General features: G+C 68.5%; 10 protein-coding genes. 9 read left to right on the forward strand and 1 reads right to left on the reverse strand.

The features are described 5' to 3' along the window. The 6 genes from VFE28_04845 to VFE28_04870 form a co-directional block, all read left to right on the forward strand. Positions 1-672: FlgD immunoglobulin-like domain containing protein (locus VFE28_04845; GenBank protein HZM15312.1), on the forward strand; the 672-nt coding region annotated here is incomplete at its 5' end. Between the two features lie 275 nt (positions 673-947). Continuing rightward, entirely contained in the window at positions 948-3086 is a 2139-nt protein-coding gene (locus VFE28_04850) for a hypothetical protein (protein ID HZM15313.1), read from the forward strand. Further along, a complete protein-coding gene (locus VFE28_04855) occupies positions 3083-5623 on the forward strand; it encodes a hypothetical protein (protein HZM15314.1) in 2541 nt (846 codons plus the stop codon). Before VFE28_04850 ends, VFE28_04855 begins: the two co-directional genes overlap by 4 nt. A 90-nt stretch (positions 5624-5713) precedes the next feature. Beyond that, a complete protein-coding gene (locus VFE28_04860) occupies positions 5714-6985 on the forward strand; it encodes a hypothetical protein (protein HZM15315.1) in 1272 nt (423 codons plus the stop codon). A gap of 122 nt (positions 6986-7107) precedes the next feature. Continuing rightward, on the forward strand, positions 7108-7782 hold the full coding sequence (locus tag VFE28_04865) for a deoxynucleoside kinase (GenBank protein HZM15316.1): 675 nt from the start codon (positions 7108-7110) through the stop codon (positions 7780-7782). Then, on the forward strand, positions 7779-9077 hold the full coding sequence (locus VFE28_04870; GenBank protein HZM15317.1) for a hypothetical protein: 1299 nt from the start codon (positions 7779-7781) through the stop codon (positions 9075-9077). Before VFE28_04865 ends, VFE28_04870 begins: the two co-directional genes overlap by 4 nt. Here VFE28_04870 and mazG read toward each other — a convergent pair. After that, on the reverse strand, positions 9054-9893 hold the full coding sequence (gene mazG, locus VFE28_04875; GenBank protein ID HZM15318.1) for a nucleoside triphosphate pyrophosphohydrolase: 840 nt from the start codon (positions 9891-9893) through the stop codon (positions 9054-9056). The two genes, VFE28_04870 and mazG, sit on opposite strands and share 24 nt — an antisense overlap. An 88-nt stretch (positions 9894-9981) precedes the next feature. Here mazG and VFE28_04880 point away from each other — a divergent pair, with 88 nt between their 5' ends. From VFE28_04880 to VFE28_04890, 3 genes are all read left to right on the forward strand, one after another. Continuing rightward, entirely contained in the window at positions 9982-11646 is a 1665-nt protein-coding gene (locus VFE28_04880) for a hypothetical protein (protein ID HZM15319.1), read from the forward strand. A gap of 192 nt (positions 11647-11838) precedes the next feature. Beyond that, the gene (gene uvrA, locus VFE28_04885; protein HZM15320.1) at positions 11839-14667 is read left to right on the forward strand and encodes an excinuclease ABC subunit UvrA; all 2829 of its coding nucleotides are present in this window, start codon (positions 11839-11841) and stop codon (positions 14665-14667) included. 70 nt (positions 14668-14737) lie between these two features. After that, positions 14738-17011: an ATP-binding protein gene (locus tag VFE28_04890; GenBank protein HZM15321.1), complete on the forward strand. Its 2274-nt coding sequence runs from the start codon at positions 14738-14740 to the stop codon at positions 17009-17011. Positions 17012-17031 lie beyond the last annotated feature (20 nt).

Here is a 17031-nt window from a genome sequence, read left to right on the forward strand (position 1 = left end):
TTCACCTTCGACACGGGTGCAGGCAGTGCGCTGGTGGACTTCAGCGCCACCCTGTACTCGCTCAACGGTGGCTGCCCGGTCGTGCGTAACTACGACGCCATCGACGCTGCAGGCACCGCGGTGCGTACCCACAGGTACCGCAACCCGGTGAACGCGGCTCTCGGTGCCGGCGCCATCGTCATGAACCGGAACGACGCTGGTGCGTACAACACGATCCAGCAGACCCATCCGTGGTTCGACATCCGCGACAACGCTGGCACGCCCGCCGCGACGCCGCCGGAGCTCACGCTCCTGGAGCAGATCCTCGGTGCGGCGCTCCCGGCGCCCTGCCTGCACTCGCCGAACCCGGCCACCGGGACTGGTGACGATCCGGATGTCGACGCGCTGCCGCGTCAGCCGGTGTTGCATCAGAACGTTCCGAACCCGTTCAACCCGATGACCGAGATCCGCTTCGACCTGTCCCAGAGTGGACGCGTCAGCTTGCGCATCTACGACGTCGCCGGGCGGCTGGTCCGGACGCTGGTCGACAAGGACATGTCCGCCGGCCGGAACCACACGATGGTGTGGAACGGTCTCGACGACCAGAACAACAAGGTCGCCAGCGGCGTGTACTTCTACCGCCTCAACGCGGTAGACAAGCTTCTGACCAAGAAGATGGTGGTCATGAAGTAAGGTCCCCCTGGGCCGGAAGCGGGGCGTGCGCTGCACGCCCCGCTTTTTTTTTGCTCCGCGCGCGGCGAAAAATGGCCGCCGCCGGTAACGGCACGGTCACGGTGCCACCCGCGGCGGCGGCGGCATGGGTCGCCGCACGGCGCCGCTTCACGCCCTCGGCGAGCGCCCCCCTCGACCGCTCCTGGTGCCGAAACGGGGTTGACACCCCAAGGAGCCGACTCTATATTTCAGTGCTTTTTATAACTTACGTGTTCACAGGGAACTAGAGGGTCTGGATGGAAACACGGCGCGCGCTGGCAGGGGGCGTCCTCCTGCTTCTGGCCTGGTGGGCGGCCGTGGGCTGTCGGGAAGAGGTCCCCCCGCTCTTTCGCCGCAACCGCGCTCCGGAAACCACCCTCACCATCGTCGCCGAGGATTTCGCCAACGCTTTCTATCGCTATCATGTCTACTGGCGTGGCGAGGATCCGGACGGCCAGGTGGTGCGCTTCCTCTTCGCGATCACCGACACCTTGAACCGCGACGAGGAGCTGAACTGGGACCCGAGCCTGGCGGTGGACCGCGAGCGCGGTGTCTACACCACGCGCAACGACTCGATCTTCCTCTTCAACTCGAAGGCCGGCAGGCAGGTGTTCAACATCGTCGCCATCGACGACTACGGCGAGCTGGATCCGTCGCCGGCGCGCTCCTTTTTCCGCGTCGTCGACAACGGGCTGCCCTTGGTGGACTTCCTCGGGGTCACCGCCAACACCACCGATCCACGCGTACTCCCCTGTGCCGCCGCCCTGCCTTGCACGGTGCCGATGTTCACCAGCTTCCAAACGCGCTTCGTCGGCCGCTCCAACAACGGGGCGATCACCGGCTACACCTGGCAACCGAATCTCGACCTCTGGGAGCCGTACTACACCAAGTTGGACACCTTCTTCCTCCAAGTGAGCGGGATCCAGGGCGACACCACCGGCTACGATCCGGAGCAGCGCTTGCGCTGGCATCTCGCGGCGGCACACGACACGGTGACGGTCTACACCGAGAGCAGCCGGGAGAAGCCGGTGCCGGCGGGGGACTTCAGCTGGCACGTCCGGGTGCGCGATCAGGCGAAGCAGCAATCTCTGCTGGACAAAGGTCACCGTCTGGTGACGGTGAACTACGACCCGGACACTCGGTTGTTCTCGCTCCCCGAGTGCGACTGTCCCCATCCGCCCGCCAACTGCTCGCCGTCGCGGCAGGTGCCGGTGGGCTTCATCACCGGGATCGGTCTGGTGGACAGCTTCCCCCGCGACGAATGGCGCGTCTTCTGTCCCGGCGATACCTTGCCGAACCTGAGCCGGGTTCGGTTTTTCGCCCAGGGCGAGGACGACGACCGCGATCCACCCATCGACCCGGAGAGCGGGCGCGCCGAAGCGCGCTACCGCTTCCGCTTCGAGTACGGTGCGGTGGACTACTCCAGCAACAACATGAATTTTTCCGACCCCGAGAAGCCGGCGTCGGACCTGATCGTTCCGCCCGCGGCGGGCGGCGGCACCTACCGTGGCGCCGACGCCACCTGGAGGACCTGTCCTCTGGACTACAAGTTCGAGGCCGGAGCGGTGGACGAGAACGACAAGGTGGATGGCACCCCGGCGGCGATTCCCTTCTACGTCAGCGGCACGCCGCAGCTGGACAGCCTCGAGATCCCCAAGGTCTTGGTCTTCATCCCCAAGTGCCCGGACATCTTCGCGCCCGTTCTTTGCCCTTGGAGCACGAACCCGCCGGTGTTCGGCCCGGACACGCTGGCGGTGGTGGGAACCCACATCGCCGATCCGACGACCACGCCCCTCGGGCTCGGCTACAACGATTTCACCTTCCCCTTCCGGGCCTGGGGACACGACCATCCCCGCGATCTCAACCCACCGGGGGGAACGGTCTACTACAACACTTCGAGCACGGGAATCCTCTCCTGGATCTACACCTTCGACTGCTCCACGCCGAACTGCGCCGACGTGGGGCTGCGCGACGAGGGGAACTGGCACCAAGACGTCCGCTCCGAGAGCGACCCGCCGGGCCAGCAGGTCTACGACGACGTCCTGCGCGTCCGGATGGTGCTGGATACGGTGTGCGTCACCACGCCCTGCACGGTGCAGCGCGCGCGAGCGGTGCTCAACGATGATCACTTCGGGACCTACGTCTTCACCCTCCAGGGGCGGGACACGGATTTCATCGGCCAGACCTGCGATCAGCCCAGCGATCTCGGCCAGGGACCTGCCCAGTTCCCCATCCCCATCTACCGGCTCGGCCGGACCACGCAGGTGGTAAGCCGGCAAGTGATCTGGCGGCAGTACCAAGAGGTTCGCCGCCTGACCCAGAAAGCAGGCGCGAGCGCCGGGAACTCCGGTCCGAGTCCCAGCCCCTTCGCGCTGCGGAAGAGGTGGATGCCATGAGGCGCGCTGTCTGGCTCCTCGCCCTCGTCCTGGCGGCAGGGTGCGGCGACAACGAGCTCGGGGTGGAGAAGGTCCGCCCCAACCAGCCGCCGGAGACAAAGCTCTCCAGCGGCCCACCGGATTCCACCGCTGCCGCCCTCTACCGGGTGCAGCTCTACTGGTCGGGGACTGATCGAGACGGGACGGTGAGCCACTACGACTTCATCCTGGTGGACCACCCGCCCATCCGCACCCACATGGAGGGCGACCCGGGGGACAACGATCCCACCCGCGTGGTGATCACCGTGCCGAGCCCGGATGACCCGCGCTGGGTGGGCACCACGGCCACGGACTCCCTTTTCGTCAGCTTGGCCGATTCGCTGCTGCGGGACCCGCAGCCCGGGCCGGGGGAGAACGTAGGCGACGTTCGCGACACGCCGTTCGAGCGCTGGCACACCTTCTTCGTCCGCGCCGTCGACAACGAGGGCGCGGTCGACCCGACGCCGGACTACCGCTCCTTCAATTCGACCAACATCGCTCCCACGGTGTTCATCAAGCCCCCCGTCGCCGCGGGTGGTGTGTTCACCGCACCGCCGGTGGTCGTCTTCAACTGGGACGGTGAGGATCCAGTGGACGAGGCCTCCTCCATCGAACCGGTGGCGTCGCGGTACGTCCTCATCTCCTCGACCATCGACATCAACCGTCCCGGGGACACCTACACGAGCTTCCCGGATTCCCTCTACGACCTGCCGGCGCGCTATTCCTGGAGCGAGTGGAAGCGCTGGGATGCTGACGACCGGTCGGGGAAGCGGACCGTGGTTTCCGGACTGTTGGAGGCGCAAGGAACCACCCAGGGCTACTACATCTTCGCGGTGCAGGCCATGGACGAGGGCGGGGCGATCACCCCGGTGTTCGACTACCAGACGAAGAACAAGAACAACGTGGCTCTGGTCACGGTGAGCGGCGCCGTCGGTCCCGTGCTCACGGTGCGCGAGGTCTTCCTGGGCACCTCGACCTTCGTGGGCGGCTCCCGGCCCGTCCCCATCGACATCGCCGCGGGACAGCCGATCAACTTCCGCTGGAGCGCCGACGCCTCGAAGTACGGCGGCGAGATCGTCGCCTACCGCTACGGCTGGGACATCCGCGACCCCGACAACGACCAGGAATGGTCCAGCTGGGCCCTGAGCAACACCCGCGCGCCGACGCGAGCCTTCAGCACCGGCTCGCACCGGTTCTTCGTGGAGGTGCGCGACAACGCCGAATCCATTACCCGGGCGATCTATGAGATCACGGTGCACGCGGTGACGCGCGCCCGCGACCTGCTCTGGGTGGACGATACGGACTACCAGACCGATACCCCGAGAGAAGCCGGGGAGGACGCCCGCTGGCTGCAGGTCCTGAGTCAGGTCGCCGGGGCGAACAACATCATCTTCGATAACCAGTTGGACGTTTACGACGTCCTTGAGAATCGCAAGGAGCCGCCACCCATCCAGAAGGTGTTCGACTACAAGGCCATCGTCTGGAGCACGATCAGCGGCCGGGACGGCAGCTCGGGGCTGCGGCGGGCGGCGCAGTTCTTCGATCCCATCCCGTCGCGCAACCAGGCCTCCTCCAAGGCCTTCAACTTCATGAACATCTACCTGGCCAACAGCGGCGCACTGTGGATCAACGGCTTCCGCCCGGCGCGGCAGCTGTGGCCCGACGAACGCGAGGTCGGCCACGAGACCGATCCCGTCAACGTGACCGACTGGGACGATCCGCGCGAGCCGCACCCGCCGGGGATCGACTCGGTCGGCGTCAACAGCCTGCTCTACAAGATGGGGATCGAGATGTTCGACGTGGGCTCGTCCACCGAGAACAAGCGCAATACGCGGCCGTTCTGGTGCTATGGCTTGCAGGTGTGTGACGTCGCCGGCGTCGCCGCGCAAACGACCACCTCGGACGTGCAGGCCGGGCACTCCCATAGCGTGACCATCGAGAGAGCGGACGTGGAGCGCATTCCCTCGGTCAGCACGACCTACCAGACCTCCGAAAGCGCGCCGAACCTCAACGACCGGCACTCACTGACCCTGTCTCCCGATGATTTCGCGGCGCTGCGGGCGGGCGCCACCATCCAGGTGCAAACCGACGAGAATCCCAACCCGGTGCCGCACCGGCACACCTTCCGGCTCGTGGACCAGCTCGGGGCCTGGGGAGCGCCGACGCTGGCGCTCTCCTCCGCCTGGGGCCAGGGGGGAACCGCAGGACGGACGAACATCGAGATCTACAACATGCCGAACGCGATGCGGAACGAGAGTCCGCCGGTCAACCCCTTGCCCGGGATCTCGCTACCCCTCTACTGCTACGTGGCCCAGCTGCGTGAGGGTGGCACGGTCTTTTATCCCGACACTTCGGACAACCAACCGGCTTTCATCCTGGCGCGGGGGTCGCTGGTGGAGACGCACTTCAGCCGCGCCTACTGTGGCTTCGATCCGCCGTTGCTCGAGCTGTCGTCCCACGAACGACTGGTCCATTTCGTCCTGGTCCGGCACTTCCGACTCGGCACGAGTCTGCCCTGAGCCGGAGGGGGTCAGGGTCTTGGGCCCTGTCCGCCAACGTCCCGAGCGGGAGGCGGCGACGTCGCCGCCTCCCGCCTGTGTGAGGTGTCCATGCCCTTCCTCGCCCGGATCCGGTGCCTATCCGGTCTCTGCTTGCTGATGCTGTTGCCCTGCGGCGTCGTGGCGCAGAGCACCTATTGCCGTGACCCGCAGTTCCCGCACCGGCTGACCATGTGCTCCCCCGTGGCATCGCAGCTCGCCACCCGGGTGGTGACCGAGGGGCTCGAGCTCTCCTTCGATGCCCCACCGCGGGAAACCACGAGCCTGCGCACGCCGTTGCAGGCGGCAGCCTGTGACACCGCGGTCGGGGGGAGCGGCTGCCCTTGGGGAGTTCCGGAAGGGGGGCTGATCCCGACGGATCAGATCGAGGTGACCGGCACCTTTCTCGGCTTCTTCGATCAGCGCATCGAGATCGCGATCTTGCAGATCGGCGCGAATGCAGATTCGGGCACCGTGGGCAGCGATGTGATCCGGGTGGCATGGTCCAGCAAGTTCCTCCCCTTCCCCTCCGACTGGCGCGCCGAATTCACACTCGATGCCTCGAACGCCGACCTCAAGCTGCCCTTCGTCTTCTACCGCACGCCGAGCTCGCCCCCGGACACCATCGTCGTCCCTGGGGTGCGGATCACCTTCAAGAGCGGGGCACGGGTGCGCCGGGGTTGGAGCGCCGTCTTCGACGTCGAGGACTTCGAGGGCTTCCACATTTGGCGCTGGGCATCGGACCCGAACGTGGAGCCCCGCGTCGTCGGCACCTACAGCAAGCTCAGGGACAGGCAGCGCCCCGACAATTCCTGGCCCGACGTCGAGCCGCTGGCGCGCCGCTTCACCTTCCTGGACCATTTCGTCATCGACGGCAATGTCTACCACTATGCCGTGACCACCTACGACCAAGGCTTCGACACCGTGCGTGGCGGTTCGCTCGGGGCCATCCCCTTCGACAGCCCCCTGCCCGACGAGGGCTGCCCCTGCCAGCTGCGGGTGGACTTCCTGCGCCCGCCGCCAGCGGAATTCCAGCCGGTGCAAGCGGTGCCCAATCCGTACCGCCAGGTGGATTGCGATCAGCTGGACCCGCAGTCGACCTGCACGGTGCGTTTCATCCGCATGCCCCCGCGGGGCACGCTCCTCATCTTCACCCTGGCCGGGGATCTGGTGCGGGAGTTCCACCACCCTGCCGACGCCAGCGCCGGCGATCCTCCGGGCACGCTGCGCTGGGACACGGCGAACGGCGCCGGCCGGGAAGTGGCCTCGGGGGTCTACATCTACAAGATCGTCGACCTGGACTCGGGTCTCGAGTCCTTCGGGCGCGTCGCCATCATTCGCTAGAGAGCATGGCCCAGGAGCGTGGCGGACCGCGGCGAAGCGCCTTGCCCCGTGGCCTGCGGCGGGAGACGGGGAGTACCATGGGTGGAGGGTGGCGCAGCGACTGCGCCCGGGGGTGAGGTGGCGTGCAGCGATACTTCCTCGCCGTGGCCGGCAACATCGGCGTCGGCAAGACCCACTTGACCCGTGTCCTCGGCGAGCGCCTGGGTTGGGAAGTCTTTTTCGAGCCCGTGGTGGACAACCCGTACCTGGACGACTTCTACGCTTGCATGCCGCGCTGGAGTTTCCATCTGCAGATCTTTTTCCTCTCCAAGCGCTTCGAGATGCATCGGAAGATGATGGACAACATGCTCTCTTGCATCCAGGACCGCACCATCTACGAGGACGCCGAGATCTTCGCCCGCACCTTGCACGACACGGGGGCGATGGATGTCCGGGATTTCGACAACTACATGGCTCTCTTCCGCTGCATGACCTCGTATCTGCAGGCACCGAACGCGATCATCTACTTGCGCGCCGACGTGGACACGCTGTTGCAGCGCATCCAAAGTCGCGGCCGGGAATGCGAGCAGGGCATCGAGCGCGCCTACCTGGAGCGCCTCAACGCGGCGTACGACGACTGGGCGGCGCGCAGCGCCCCAGAGCTGCGCTTCCTGGTCGTCGAGACCGCCGGGCTCGAGCGCGTCGAGGAGCACCCCGCCATCGTCAAGCTGGTGGCCGAGATCGAAGCGGGGGTGGGCCCCGAAGACCTCGGCCGGCGCCCGCCGGGGCGCGGCCGCCGTTCCGGAGGCGGTCGTTGATCCCCCGGGCCGCTGCCTGTTGCCTCGTGGCCGCCCTGGCCGGCGCCGCCGCCGCCCCGGCCCGCGGGCAAAGCAGTACTCCCGGCGGCTTGCGCGGTTTGCTCGAGGTGCGCTCCGCCGATATCCAGGGCCGCGGCGTGGTGGCCCTCGGCGTCTTTCCCCGCATGCATTGGCTCGAGGACGCGGCAGGGAACGACCATGTCTTCCTCCTCACCGATTTCCATCTCGCCTACGGCTTGTCACCGTATCTCGAAGCGTCGGTCTCCGTTCCCTTGCGCTCCTGGTGGGTGAACCAAACGGCGGGCAGCAGCATCGAACCCGCCAGCCTCGTCGGCTTCGGCGATCTGCTCACGAGCGCCAAGCTGCAGCTGCCGCTGCCTTGGAAGACCGTGCGTCTCGGCGGCTTCGGAGTGGTGAGCGCTGCCACCGGCAGCAGTTCCCGCGGCATGAGCAGCGAGAGCACCGACATCGAAGCCGGCGGCCTGCTGACCGTGGACCTGACCCACATGCAGCGTTTTTTGCCCACCCGCCTGCACCTGAACGGCAGCTATCGCTGGAACCGGAACGAGGTGCGCGGCGTCGGCATGGCGCCGCTCGATTCCCTGCGCCAAGGGGGGTTCTGGCCCCCGGCCTACCCGCCCCTTCCTGCCGGTGCGAGTCCGACGGAGAACGACGCCTTGCTCCTCCGCGTCGGGCTCGAGTTCGTCACCAGCGCCCTCGACGTGTTCACCGAGTTCTCCATGGATCTCCTCCCCCATCAGGACGGCGTGGACTTCGCCGACAACGTTCTCTTCCTCACCCAGGGAGCGACGGTGAAGTTCAAGCGCGGTATCGACCTCAAGCTCGCCGCCTCGGTCTCGCTGCAGGCGGATGCGCCGCCGCCGTCGGTCACCGACAGTCCGGACTGGCGCTTCGCCCTCGGTCTCGTCTGGCACGGCGGGCTCGGCCGCCACGACGACGATGGCGACGGCATCCCCAACAGCAAGGATGCCTGCCCGAAGGAGGCCGAGGACTTCGACGGCTTCGCCGATCAGGACGGTTGCCCGGACTTGGACAACGATCAGGATGGCGTCCCGGACGTCAAAGACCTGGCCCCCGATCTCCCCGAGGACGTCGATGGTTTCGAGGACAGCGACGGGCGGCCGGATCGGGACAACGACGGCGACGGCATCAGCGACGACAAGGACGCCTGCCCGAACGAGGCGGAGGATTTCGACGGCGATCGCGACCTGGACGGCTGTCCCGATCAGGAGCGGAGCGCTCCCGAGGGCTCAAGCACCCCCGGTCGTCCCTGACGGCCCGGTTTCGTGCCGCTTCGCTTCCTCCCAGAGCCCGTCCATCTCGGGGAGAGTGGCTTCCTCCAGGCTGCGGCCCTGGGCGCGCAGCGCCTCTTCGACCCGGCCGAAGCGCTGCACGAACTTGCTCACCGTGGAGTGCAAGGCGGCCTCGGGATCGACGCCCAGGAAACGTCCCAGGTTGACGACGGAGAAGAGGATGTCGCCGAGCTCGTCGGTGATGCGCGACTTCTCGCCGCTCTGCACCACCTCCTGCAGTTCCGCCGTCTCCTCCACGATCTTCTGTCGCACTTGCTCGGCGGTGTCCCACTCGAAGCCCACCGCGGCGACGCGGCGCTGCACCGTGAGAGCGCGGCGGAGCGGCGGCAAGGAGCGGGGCAGCGTGTCCAGGAGGAGCGGCGCCGCCTCGCCTCGCGCCCGGGCTTCGGCGTCCTTGATGTCCCGCCAGTGCCGGGCGCCTTCCTCGGCGCTCTGCGCCTGCAGCGCCCCGAAGACGTGCGGATGGCGGCGGATGATCTTCTCCCGCGTGCGGCGGGCGATCTCGCCGACCTCCGGACCGCCGCGTTCCTGCAGCATGAGCGCCACGGAGAGCAGGAGGAAGAGCACGTCACCCAGCTCCTCGGCGCAGGCGTCGTCCTGCGCCGCGTGCGCCGCATCTTGCAGCTCGTAGGCCTCGTCGATCAGGTAGGTGCACATCGCTTCCAGGCTCTGGGCTCGATCCCAGGGGCAGCCGTGCTCGCTGCGCAGGAAGCGGAGCGTTTCCAAGAGCTGGTCCAGCGTTTCGATCGAACCCACCCCTTCCGGTTTCGGTGCCACGACGGGTGCATGCTAGCCTACCCGCTTGGCTTCCTGCAGTCGCTGTAGAGTACGATGTCTCAAGGGGTTCGGGCACTCTGGGGGAGCCGTGTCCGGAAGCGTTCGGAAGCAGGGAAGCCCGCCCGCGACCGCGCCTCGCGGCGCCGTGGATGTTCTCGTCTTCCCCGCCCTCGCGGCGCTCGTCGCGGCGGCGTCCCGCGTTCCCATCCTCACCCCTGATGTCTGGTGGCATCTCGCCACGGGTCGATTCATCGCGGCCCACGGGATCCCGCACACGGACCCGTTCTCCTACACCCTCGCCGGCCAGCGCTGGACGGCGCACGAATGGCTCGCCGACTTGGGTTTGCATGGCGTCCACGCCAACGCCGGACTGCTGGGTGTCGTGCTGGCTCGCGGACTCTTGGTGGGAGCGGCCTTCGCCGGCGCCTACGCCATCGCCCGCTTGCAGGCGGGGCCGATGCTCGCCCTCGGACTCCTCGTTCCCGCCGCCTTCGCTTCCCAGCGCAACTGGCTCGACCGGCCGCAGCTCGCCAGCTATCTCCTCGTCACGCTCGTCCTCTGGCTCCTGGAGCGGCAGCGCCGGCGGCCGGGGCCGAGCGCGCTCTTCTTGCCTCTCCTCTTCGCCCTCTGGGTGAATCTCCATGGCGGCTTCATGCTCGGTCTCGGCATGGTGCTGCTCTGGGCGGCGGGCGCCACGGGGGTGTGGATGCGGACGCGCTCGGCGGCGTCGGCGCTGGCGGCGCGGCGCTTCACTCTCCTCGCCGGTGCCTGCGCTCTGGCGACGCGGGTGAATCCCAACGGTCTCGAGGGGGCGCTCTACCCGCTGCATTACGTCCGCGCGGGACTCGCACTCACGGTGCAGGAGGAGCGCCCTGGGCAGCTGGACAGCGCTTACGCCTGGGTGCATCTCGGCCTGGTCCTCTGCCTCTGGGCTTTCCTCCTGCTGCGCCGGCGCAGCGCCTTCGCACCGGCAGTCCTGGCGCTCGTGCTCGGCTGGATCTCCATGCCGCGGCTCGGGGGAGTGGCGCTGCCGTTCGCCGCCGAGCGCCATGCGCCGCTCTTCCTGCTTCTGGGAACGCCGCTTCTCGCCTGGCAGCTCGCTTCGCTCCGCCGCGTCCAGGCGCTGGAGGAATTCTGTCGCCGGCGCACCGCTTCACGCCGCTCGCGGCTCGTCGTCGCTGTGAGCGCCGCCCTGGCGCTGGCGGCGCTCGTCCCGGCCTTCCCGCGCGATGGCAGCCCGGAGGCACGGCTCCTTCCCGGCCGCTACCCGGTGGCGGCAGCGCAGTGGCTCGCGGCGCAGCGTCTGCCCGGTCACCTGGTCAACCCCTACCGCTGGGGCGGCTATCTCGCCTTCACGCTCTATCCGCAGACCCAGGTGTGGATCGACTCGCGCGGCGATCTCTACGGCGCCGCGCGCCTGCAGGAGTACGATCTCTTGCACTACGCCCCGCGCGGTAGCGACAACGCGGTCCGCGCTCTCCTGGATCGCTACGATGCCAACGTGGTGATCTGGCAGCTCCTCACCTTGGACTTCGGCCCCCTGCAAGTGCATCCCTTGACCGAGTTCCTCCTGCGTTCCGGCGAGTGGCGTCTGGTGTTCTACGACGGCCCCGATCCAAGCCACCCCGAAAGGCCCTCGGCGGTGTCGGCGGTGTTCCTGCGCGAGCACCCGCGCAACGCCGCGGTGCTGGCGCGGCATCCGCCGCTGCGCTTGCCGCGCTTGCCCCGCGCCCCCGGCCGCAGCACGCCTTGAGCGGGGAGCCCGCTCCGGTTCGTGTGTCGGCCTTCAACCGCTCCATGGGCGAGCACGGTCGGGCGCGCCCCGCGCCACTGCGACAGAAGCGCGCGTTGACAGTGTCGATCGCGCTTCCTATGCTTCCCTGTTCGGCGCCTCTGGCGTCACCCGTCCTGTGGGCTCTGCTTTCCTTCTCGAGGAGCGCTGACCGTGCAGCCCATCACCATCCGCGGCGCCCGACAGCACAACCTCAAGAACATCGAGGTGCGCTTGCCGCGCCGCCGGCTGGTGGTGGTGAGCGGTGTGAGCGGCTCCGGGAAGAGCTCCCTCGTCTTCGACACGCTCTATGCCGAAGGGCAGCGGCGTTACGTCGAATCGCTTTCGACCTACACCAAGCAATTCCTCGAGCGCATGCAGCGTCCCGAGGTGGACGAGGTATCCGGCATCAGCCCGGCGATCGCCATCCGCCAGCAGAACCACGTCAAGTCGGCGCGTAGCACCGTGGGCACGGCCACCGAGGTGTACGACTACCTGCGCCTGCTCTTCGCGCGCGTCGGCCAGGTGCACTGCCCGCAATGCGGCGAAGCCTCGGCGGCGCTCTCACCTTCCGCCGGGGCTCAGCTGCTGCTGGCGCGCTTTCCTGCCGGTGCCCGTCTCGTCGTCCTCTTCGCTCTGCCGCGCACGGCAGGTTCGGCGTGGACCGAGGTGCTGGAGCCGTTGCGCGGCGCCGGTTTCGCCCGGCTCTGGGTGGACGGAGCCAGCGTGGATCTGGAACCGCCACCCTCTCTGCCCGCCGCGCTCGAGAGCGTCGAGGTGGTGGTGGACCGCATCGTGGCGCGGCCCGAATCCCGGGCGCGGCTGGCGGAGGCGCTGGAGACGGCATACCGCGCCGGCAACGGCGCGGCGAGCGTCGTCGAGGCCGAGAGCGGCGAGCGCCAGCGACTCGACCAGCGCGGCTCCTGTGTGCGCTGCCGCCTCGATCTGCCCCGGCCATCGCCGGGAATGTTCTCCTTCAACAGTCCCCTCGGCGCCTGCCCCGACTGCCGTGGCTTCGGCAACCGCCTCGAGTTCGACGAGCGGCTCATCGTGCCCGAGCCCGAGCGCACTCTGGCCGACGGCGCCATCGCCCCCTGGGGAACGGGGAAGTTCGAGTACTACGCCCGGCGGTTGGAAGAGTTCTGCCGGCGCCAGCGGATTCCCTGGCAGACGCCATGGTGCGAGCTGCCCCGACCGACCCAGAAGGCGATCCTCGAGGGCACCCAGGGTTTCAAAGGCGTCATTCCGTTCCTGGAGGGGCTGCGGGCCAAGGGTTACAAGAAGTACGCGCGTTTCTTCACCCGCCGTTTCATGGAGGAGAGCACCTGCCGCAGCTGCGCCGGCGGGCGACTGCAGCGCCAGGCGCTCTGCGTCCGCGTCGGCGGCCTCGACATCGCGGCTCTCTCGCGCCTCACTCTGGAAGCGCTGCGCGCCTGGGTGGACGAGCTCGCCTTGCAGGGTGAAGCGGAGCAGGTGGCTGCCGACATCGTCGCCGAGCTGCGCGCCCGCCTGGACTTTCTCTGCGCCGTCGGCGTCGAGTACCTCACCCTCGACCGGCTGACACGCACGCTCTCCGGCGGCGAGGCGCAGCGCATCAACCTGGCGAGCGCCTTGGGGTCGAACCTCGTGGATGCACTCTACATCCTGGACGAGCCCACGGTGGGCATGCACGCCCGGGACACGGAACGCTTGGTGCGCACCTTGGAGCGCCTGCGCGATCTCGGCAACACCGTGGTGGTGGTGGAACACGATCCCGACGTCATCGCCGCGGCCGACTACTTCGTCGATCTTGGACCGGGGGCGGGAGTGCACGGCGGCGAGGTCGTCTTCGCCGGGGCGCTGGCGGGACTGCGCACTCCCGACGGCGCCGGACTGGTGGCGGAGAGCGGCAGCGTGGCGGCGTCGCGCACCCTCGCCTACCTGACCGGGGCCGCCGAGATCCAGCCGCGCCCGCGGCGCCGGCAACCCGGGTCGCGCTGGCTCGAGCTCGGCAACGCGCGGCTGCACAACTTGAAGGGTGTGGACGTGCGCATTCCCGTCGGGCTCTTCGTCACCGTGAGCGGCGTCAGCGGCTCGGGCAAGAGCACCTTGGTCACCGAAGTGCTGCATCGCGCCCTCACCGGACAGGTGCCGCCGAGCCGCGGCGCTACGGGCTGGTACGACTCGCTGCGCGGCGCTCATCTGGTGCACGACGTCGTGCTCGTGGACGCGGCTCCGATCGGGCGCACCCCGCGCTCCAATCCGCTCTCCTACATGAAGGGCACCGCCGACGTGCGCAGCCTCTTCGCCGCCACCAGCGCCGCGCGTCTCGCCCGTTTCGGCCCTGGGCACTTCAGCTTCAACACCCAGGGCGGCCGCTGCGAGCACTGCGAGGGCATGGGATCGGTGCAGATCGAGATGCATTTCATGGCCGATCTGTTCGTCCCCTGCGAGCACTGTGAGGGCAAGCGCTTCAAGCCCGAGGTCCTGGCGGTGGAGTACCGCGGGCGCAACATCGCCGAGGTCTTGGAGATGACGGTGGACGAGGCCATGACCTTCTTCCACGAGTCGCCGGGGTTGGGGCAGAAACTGCACCTGCTCAAGCGCGCCGGCCTGGGGTATCTCCGGCTCGGCCAGGCGGCGCCGACGCTCTCGGGCGGCGAGTCGCAGCGCCTCAAGATCGCCCGGGCTTTGGCGGCGACGCGGGAGGGGAACATGCTCTACCTCCTCGACGAGCCCACCACGGGGTTGCATCTCGACGACGTCTCGCGCTTGCTGCGCATCTTGCACGAATTGGTGGAACGGGGTCACACGCTGGTGCTGGTAGAGCACCATCTGGACGTGGTCGCCGCCTCGGACTGGGTGATCGACCTCGGACCGGAAGCCGGTGCGGGTGGCGGCGAGATCGTCTACGCCGGGCCGCCGGAAGGCTTGCTGGAAGTGCCGCGCTCCTGGACCGGCCGCTGTTTGCGGCGTCACCTGGAAGCGGGCGGACGCACGGCGCCGACGGCGGCAACGGGGTAATCGGGCCGTCGCGAGCCCAGAGCCGCGACGCGGCGCCGTGGGAAGAGCGGCGGCGCGGAGGAGGACGCCGGTGGAAGGCATCGCCGCGGAGGTCTCCCGCAGCCTGGCGCGCTGCGTCCACGAGCTCGCCGCCGAGCGCGAACCGATCCGGCTCGTGCGCCGCAGCTGGGAGCTCTTGCGCCGCGAGCTCGGCGCCGTCTGGGCGGTGGCAGAGGGCAACGGCGAGGGCCCGCTCGGCGGCCTGCGCCTCACCCACGCCACCACCGATGCCGAGGCCCTACCGGCCCGCCTGGGACTGCCCGAGGCGCCGCCCGCCGAGCGGCTCTGGTGCGGTGGCAGCGACGGCGCTCTCGGTCTGGCGTTGTGGTTGCCCCGGCACACGCGCATCGTTCTCGGCTTCGGATTGGAGGACGAAGCCGGTGCTGCCGCCGGCCGCGCCCTCCTGGAGGAGATCGGCCGCTACCTGCAGACGCGTCTCGAGGACGCCCTCGAGCTGCAGCGTTCGCGCCTGGCTTCGGCGGCGCTGGAGCGGCGCATCTCCGACCTGTCGTTGCTGTTCAAGGGGCTCGACGTCACGCTCCGCTCGATGGAACTCACCCAGGTGCTGCGCGCCTTCATGGCCTGCGTCACCTCCGGCGAGGCCATCGGCTTCAATCGCGCCTTCCTGCTCCTCCTCGACGAGGAACAGCGGGAGCTGCGCGGCACCGTGGCCGTGGGGCCCTCCTCCGGCGACGAAGCGCTGCGCATCTGGGCGAGCCTGGAACGCCTCAGCCTGGAGGACGTGCTGCGCCGGGCCGTGGAGGAGTTGCATCAGGAGCCGGCGCCGGGCTCGCTGGCGGCCCGCATCCGCGAATTCTCCGTGCCCCTGGAGCCGGAGGGCAGTCTCCTCGTGCGTGCCGTCCTCTCGCCGGAGCCGTACAACATCCACTTCTTCCGCGGCGAGCGACCGGAACCGTTCGCCGACGCTTTCGGCGCCAACGACTTCGTGGTCATCCCCATCCTCGGACGCGAACGCGCCCTCGGCGTCATCGTGGCGGACAACCTCTACAGCAATGCCCCCATCGAGAGCGATCGGGTCTACCTGCTCTCGGGACTGGCGAACCATGTGGGTGTGGTCATCGAGAACGCCCTCATGTTCGAGGACGTGAGCCGGCGCTACGCCGAGCTGAACGAAGTGCAAGCCATCAATCGCGCCCTGCTCTCCAGCATCGACCGGGTCGAAGTGCTGCGCCGCATCGCGCAGATCAGCGCTTCCGTCCTGCACGCCGAAGGGGCGCTCCTCTACATCGTCCGGGGTGCCGGCGCCGAACCGCGCCTGGAGATGCAGTACCACCTGAGCGGTGCGGCCTTGCCCGACGAGGTCACCGCCCGCTGCGGCGAGATCGCCCGCGAGACCCTCCGCCTCGGCCCCGGGGCGCGCCAGTCCCCTCTGGAAGGTCTGGCGGGGCCGGCCGCTCTGGTGAGCGCGCCCATGAGCATCGACAAGGAGATGGTCGGCGTGCTCATGGTCTACCGCACCGCGGCCGAGGCGGGACGCAACCACTTCGACCGCCACAGCCGGCGTTTCCTTTCCATCATCGCCGACCAGGCGGCGATCGCCGTGCTCTCGGGCCGCAGAGTGCAGACGATCCAGGACGACCAGAGCCGCATCGAGGTACTGAACGACCTGCTGCATCGCAACGAAAAGCTCGCCGCCCTCGGCCAGGCGTCGTCGAAGATCGCCCACGAGATCCGCAATCCGCTCACAGCGCTGGGCGGCTTCGCCCGCCGCATGCTGCGGAGTGACAGCCTGGGGGCGGACGAGCGCGAGGCCGCCGAGGTCATCGCCCAGGAGACCTCGAGGCTGGAGCGGATCCTCAACGACCAGCTCGCCTTCGTGCGCAGCGCCCGGCTGCAGCGCGGACCGACGGCGCTCAACGAGGTCATCCACGAGAGCATCATGCTGCTGCGCCAGCAGCTCCGCGCCGGGCGCGGCGAGCTGGAGCTCGTCCTCGATCCGGACCTGCCGCGGGCCCATCTCGACGGCGATCGCATGAAGCAGGTGCTGGTGAACCTGCTGATGAACGCCATCGTCGCCGTGCCCAGCGGCGGGCGCATCCGCGTCGTCACCCGCACGCAAGGAGACAGCGTGGAGCTCGAGGTGGCGAACACGGGCGACCCCATTCCCGCTTCGATCCGCGAACTCCTCTTCGTGCCTTTCATGACCACGCGGCAGGAAGGCACGGGCCTGGGGCTCGCCGTGGTGCACCAGATCGTCATGGAGCACGGTGGTTCCATCGAAGTGCTCTCCGAGCCGCCTTGGGGCACGCTCTTCCGCCTCCGCTTTCCGCGCCACACTCCGTAGCCGCTGGCGCTCCTCGCCAC

Source organism: Candidatus Krumholzibacteriia bacterium, from assembly GCA_035649275.1.
In the GTDB taxonomy this organism is placed as follows: domain Bacteria; phylum Krumholzibacteriota; class Krumholzibacteriia.

Excerpts from the sequence above, each read along its gene's own strand:
- VFE28_04850 (HZM15313.1), top strand. The coding sequence starts at position 948 with ATGGAAACACGGCGCGCGCTGGCAGGGGGCGTCCTCCTGCTTCTGGCC.
- VFE28_04860 (HZM15315.1), top strand. The coding sequence starts at position 5,714 with ATGCCCTTCCTCGCCCGGATCCGGTGCCTATCCGGTCTCTGCTTGCTG.
- VFE28_04855 (HZM15314.1), top strand. The coding sequence starts at position 3,083 with ATGAGGCGCGCTGTCTGGCTCCTCGCCCTCGTCCTGGCGGCAGGGTGC.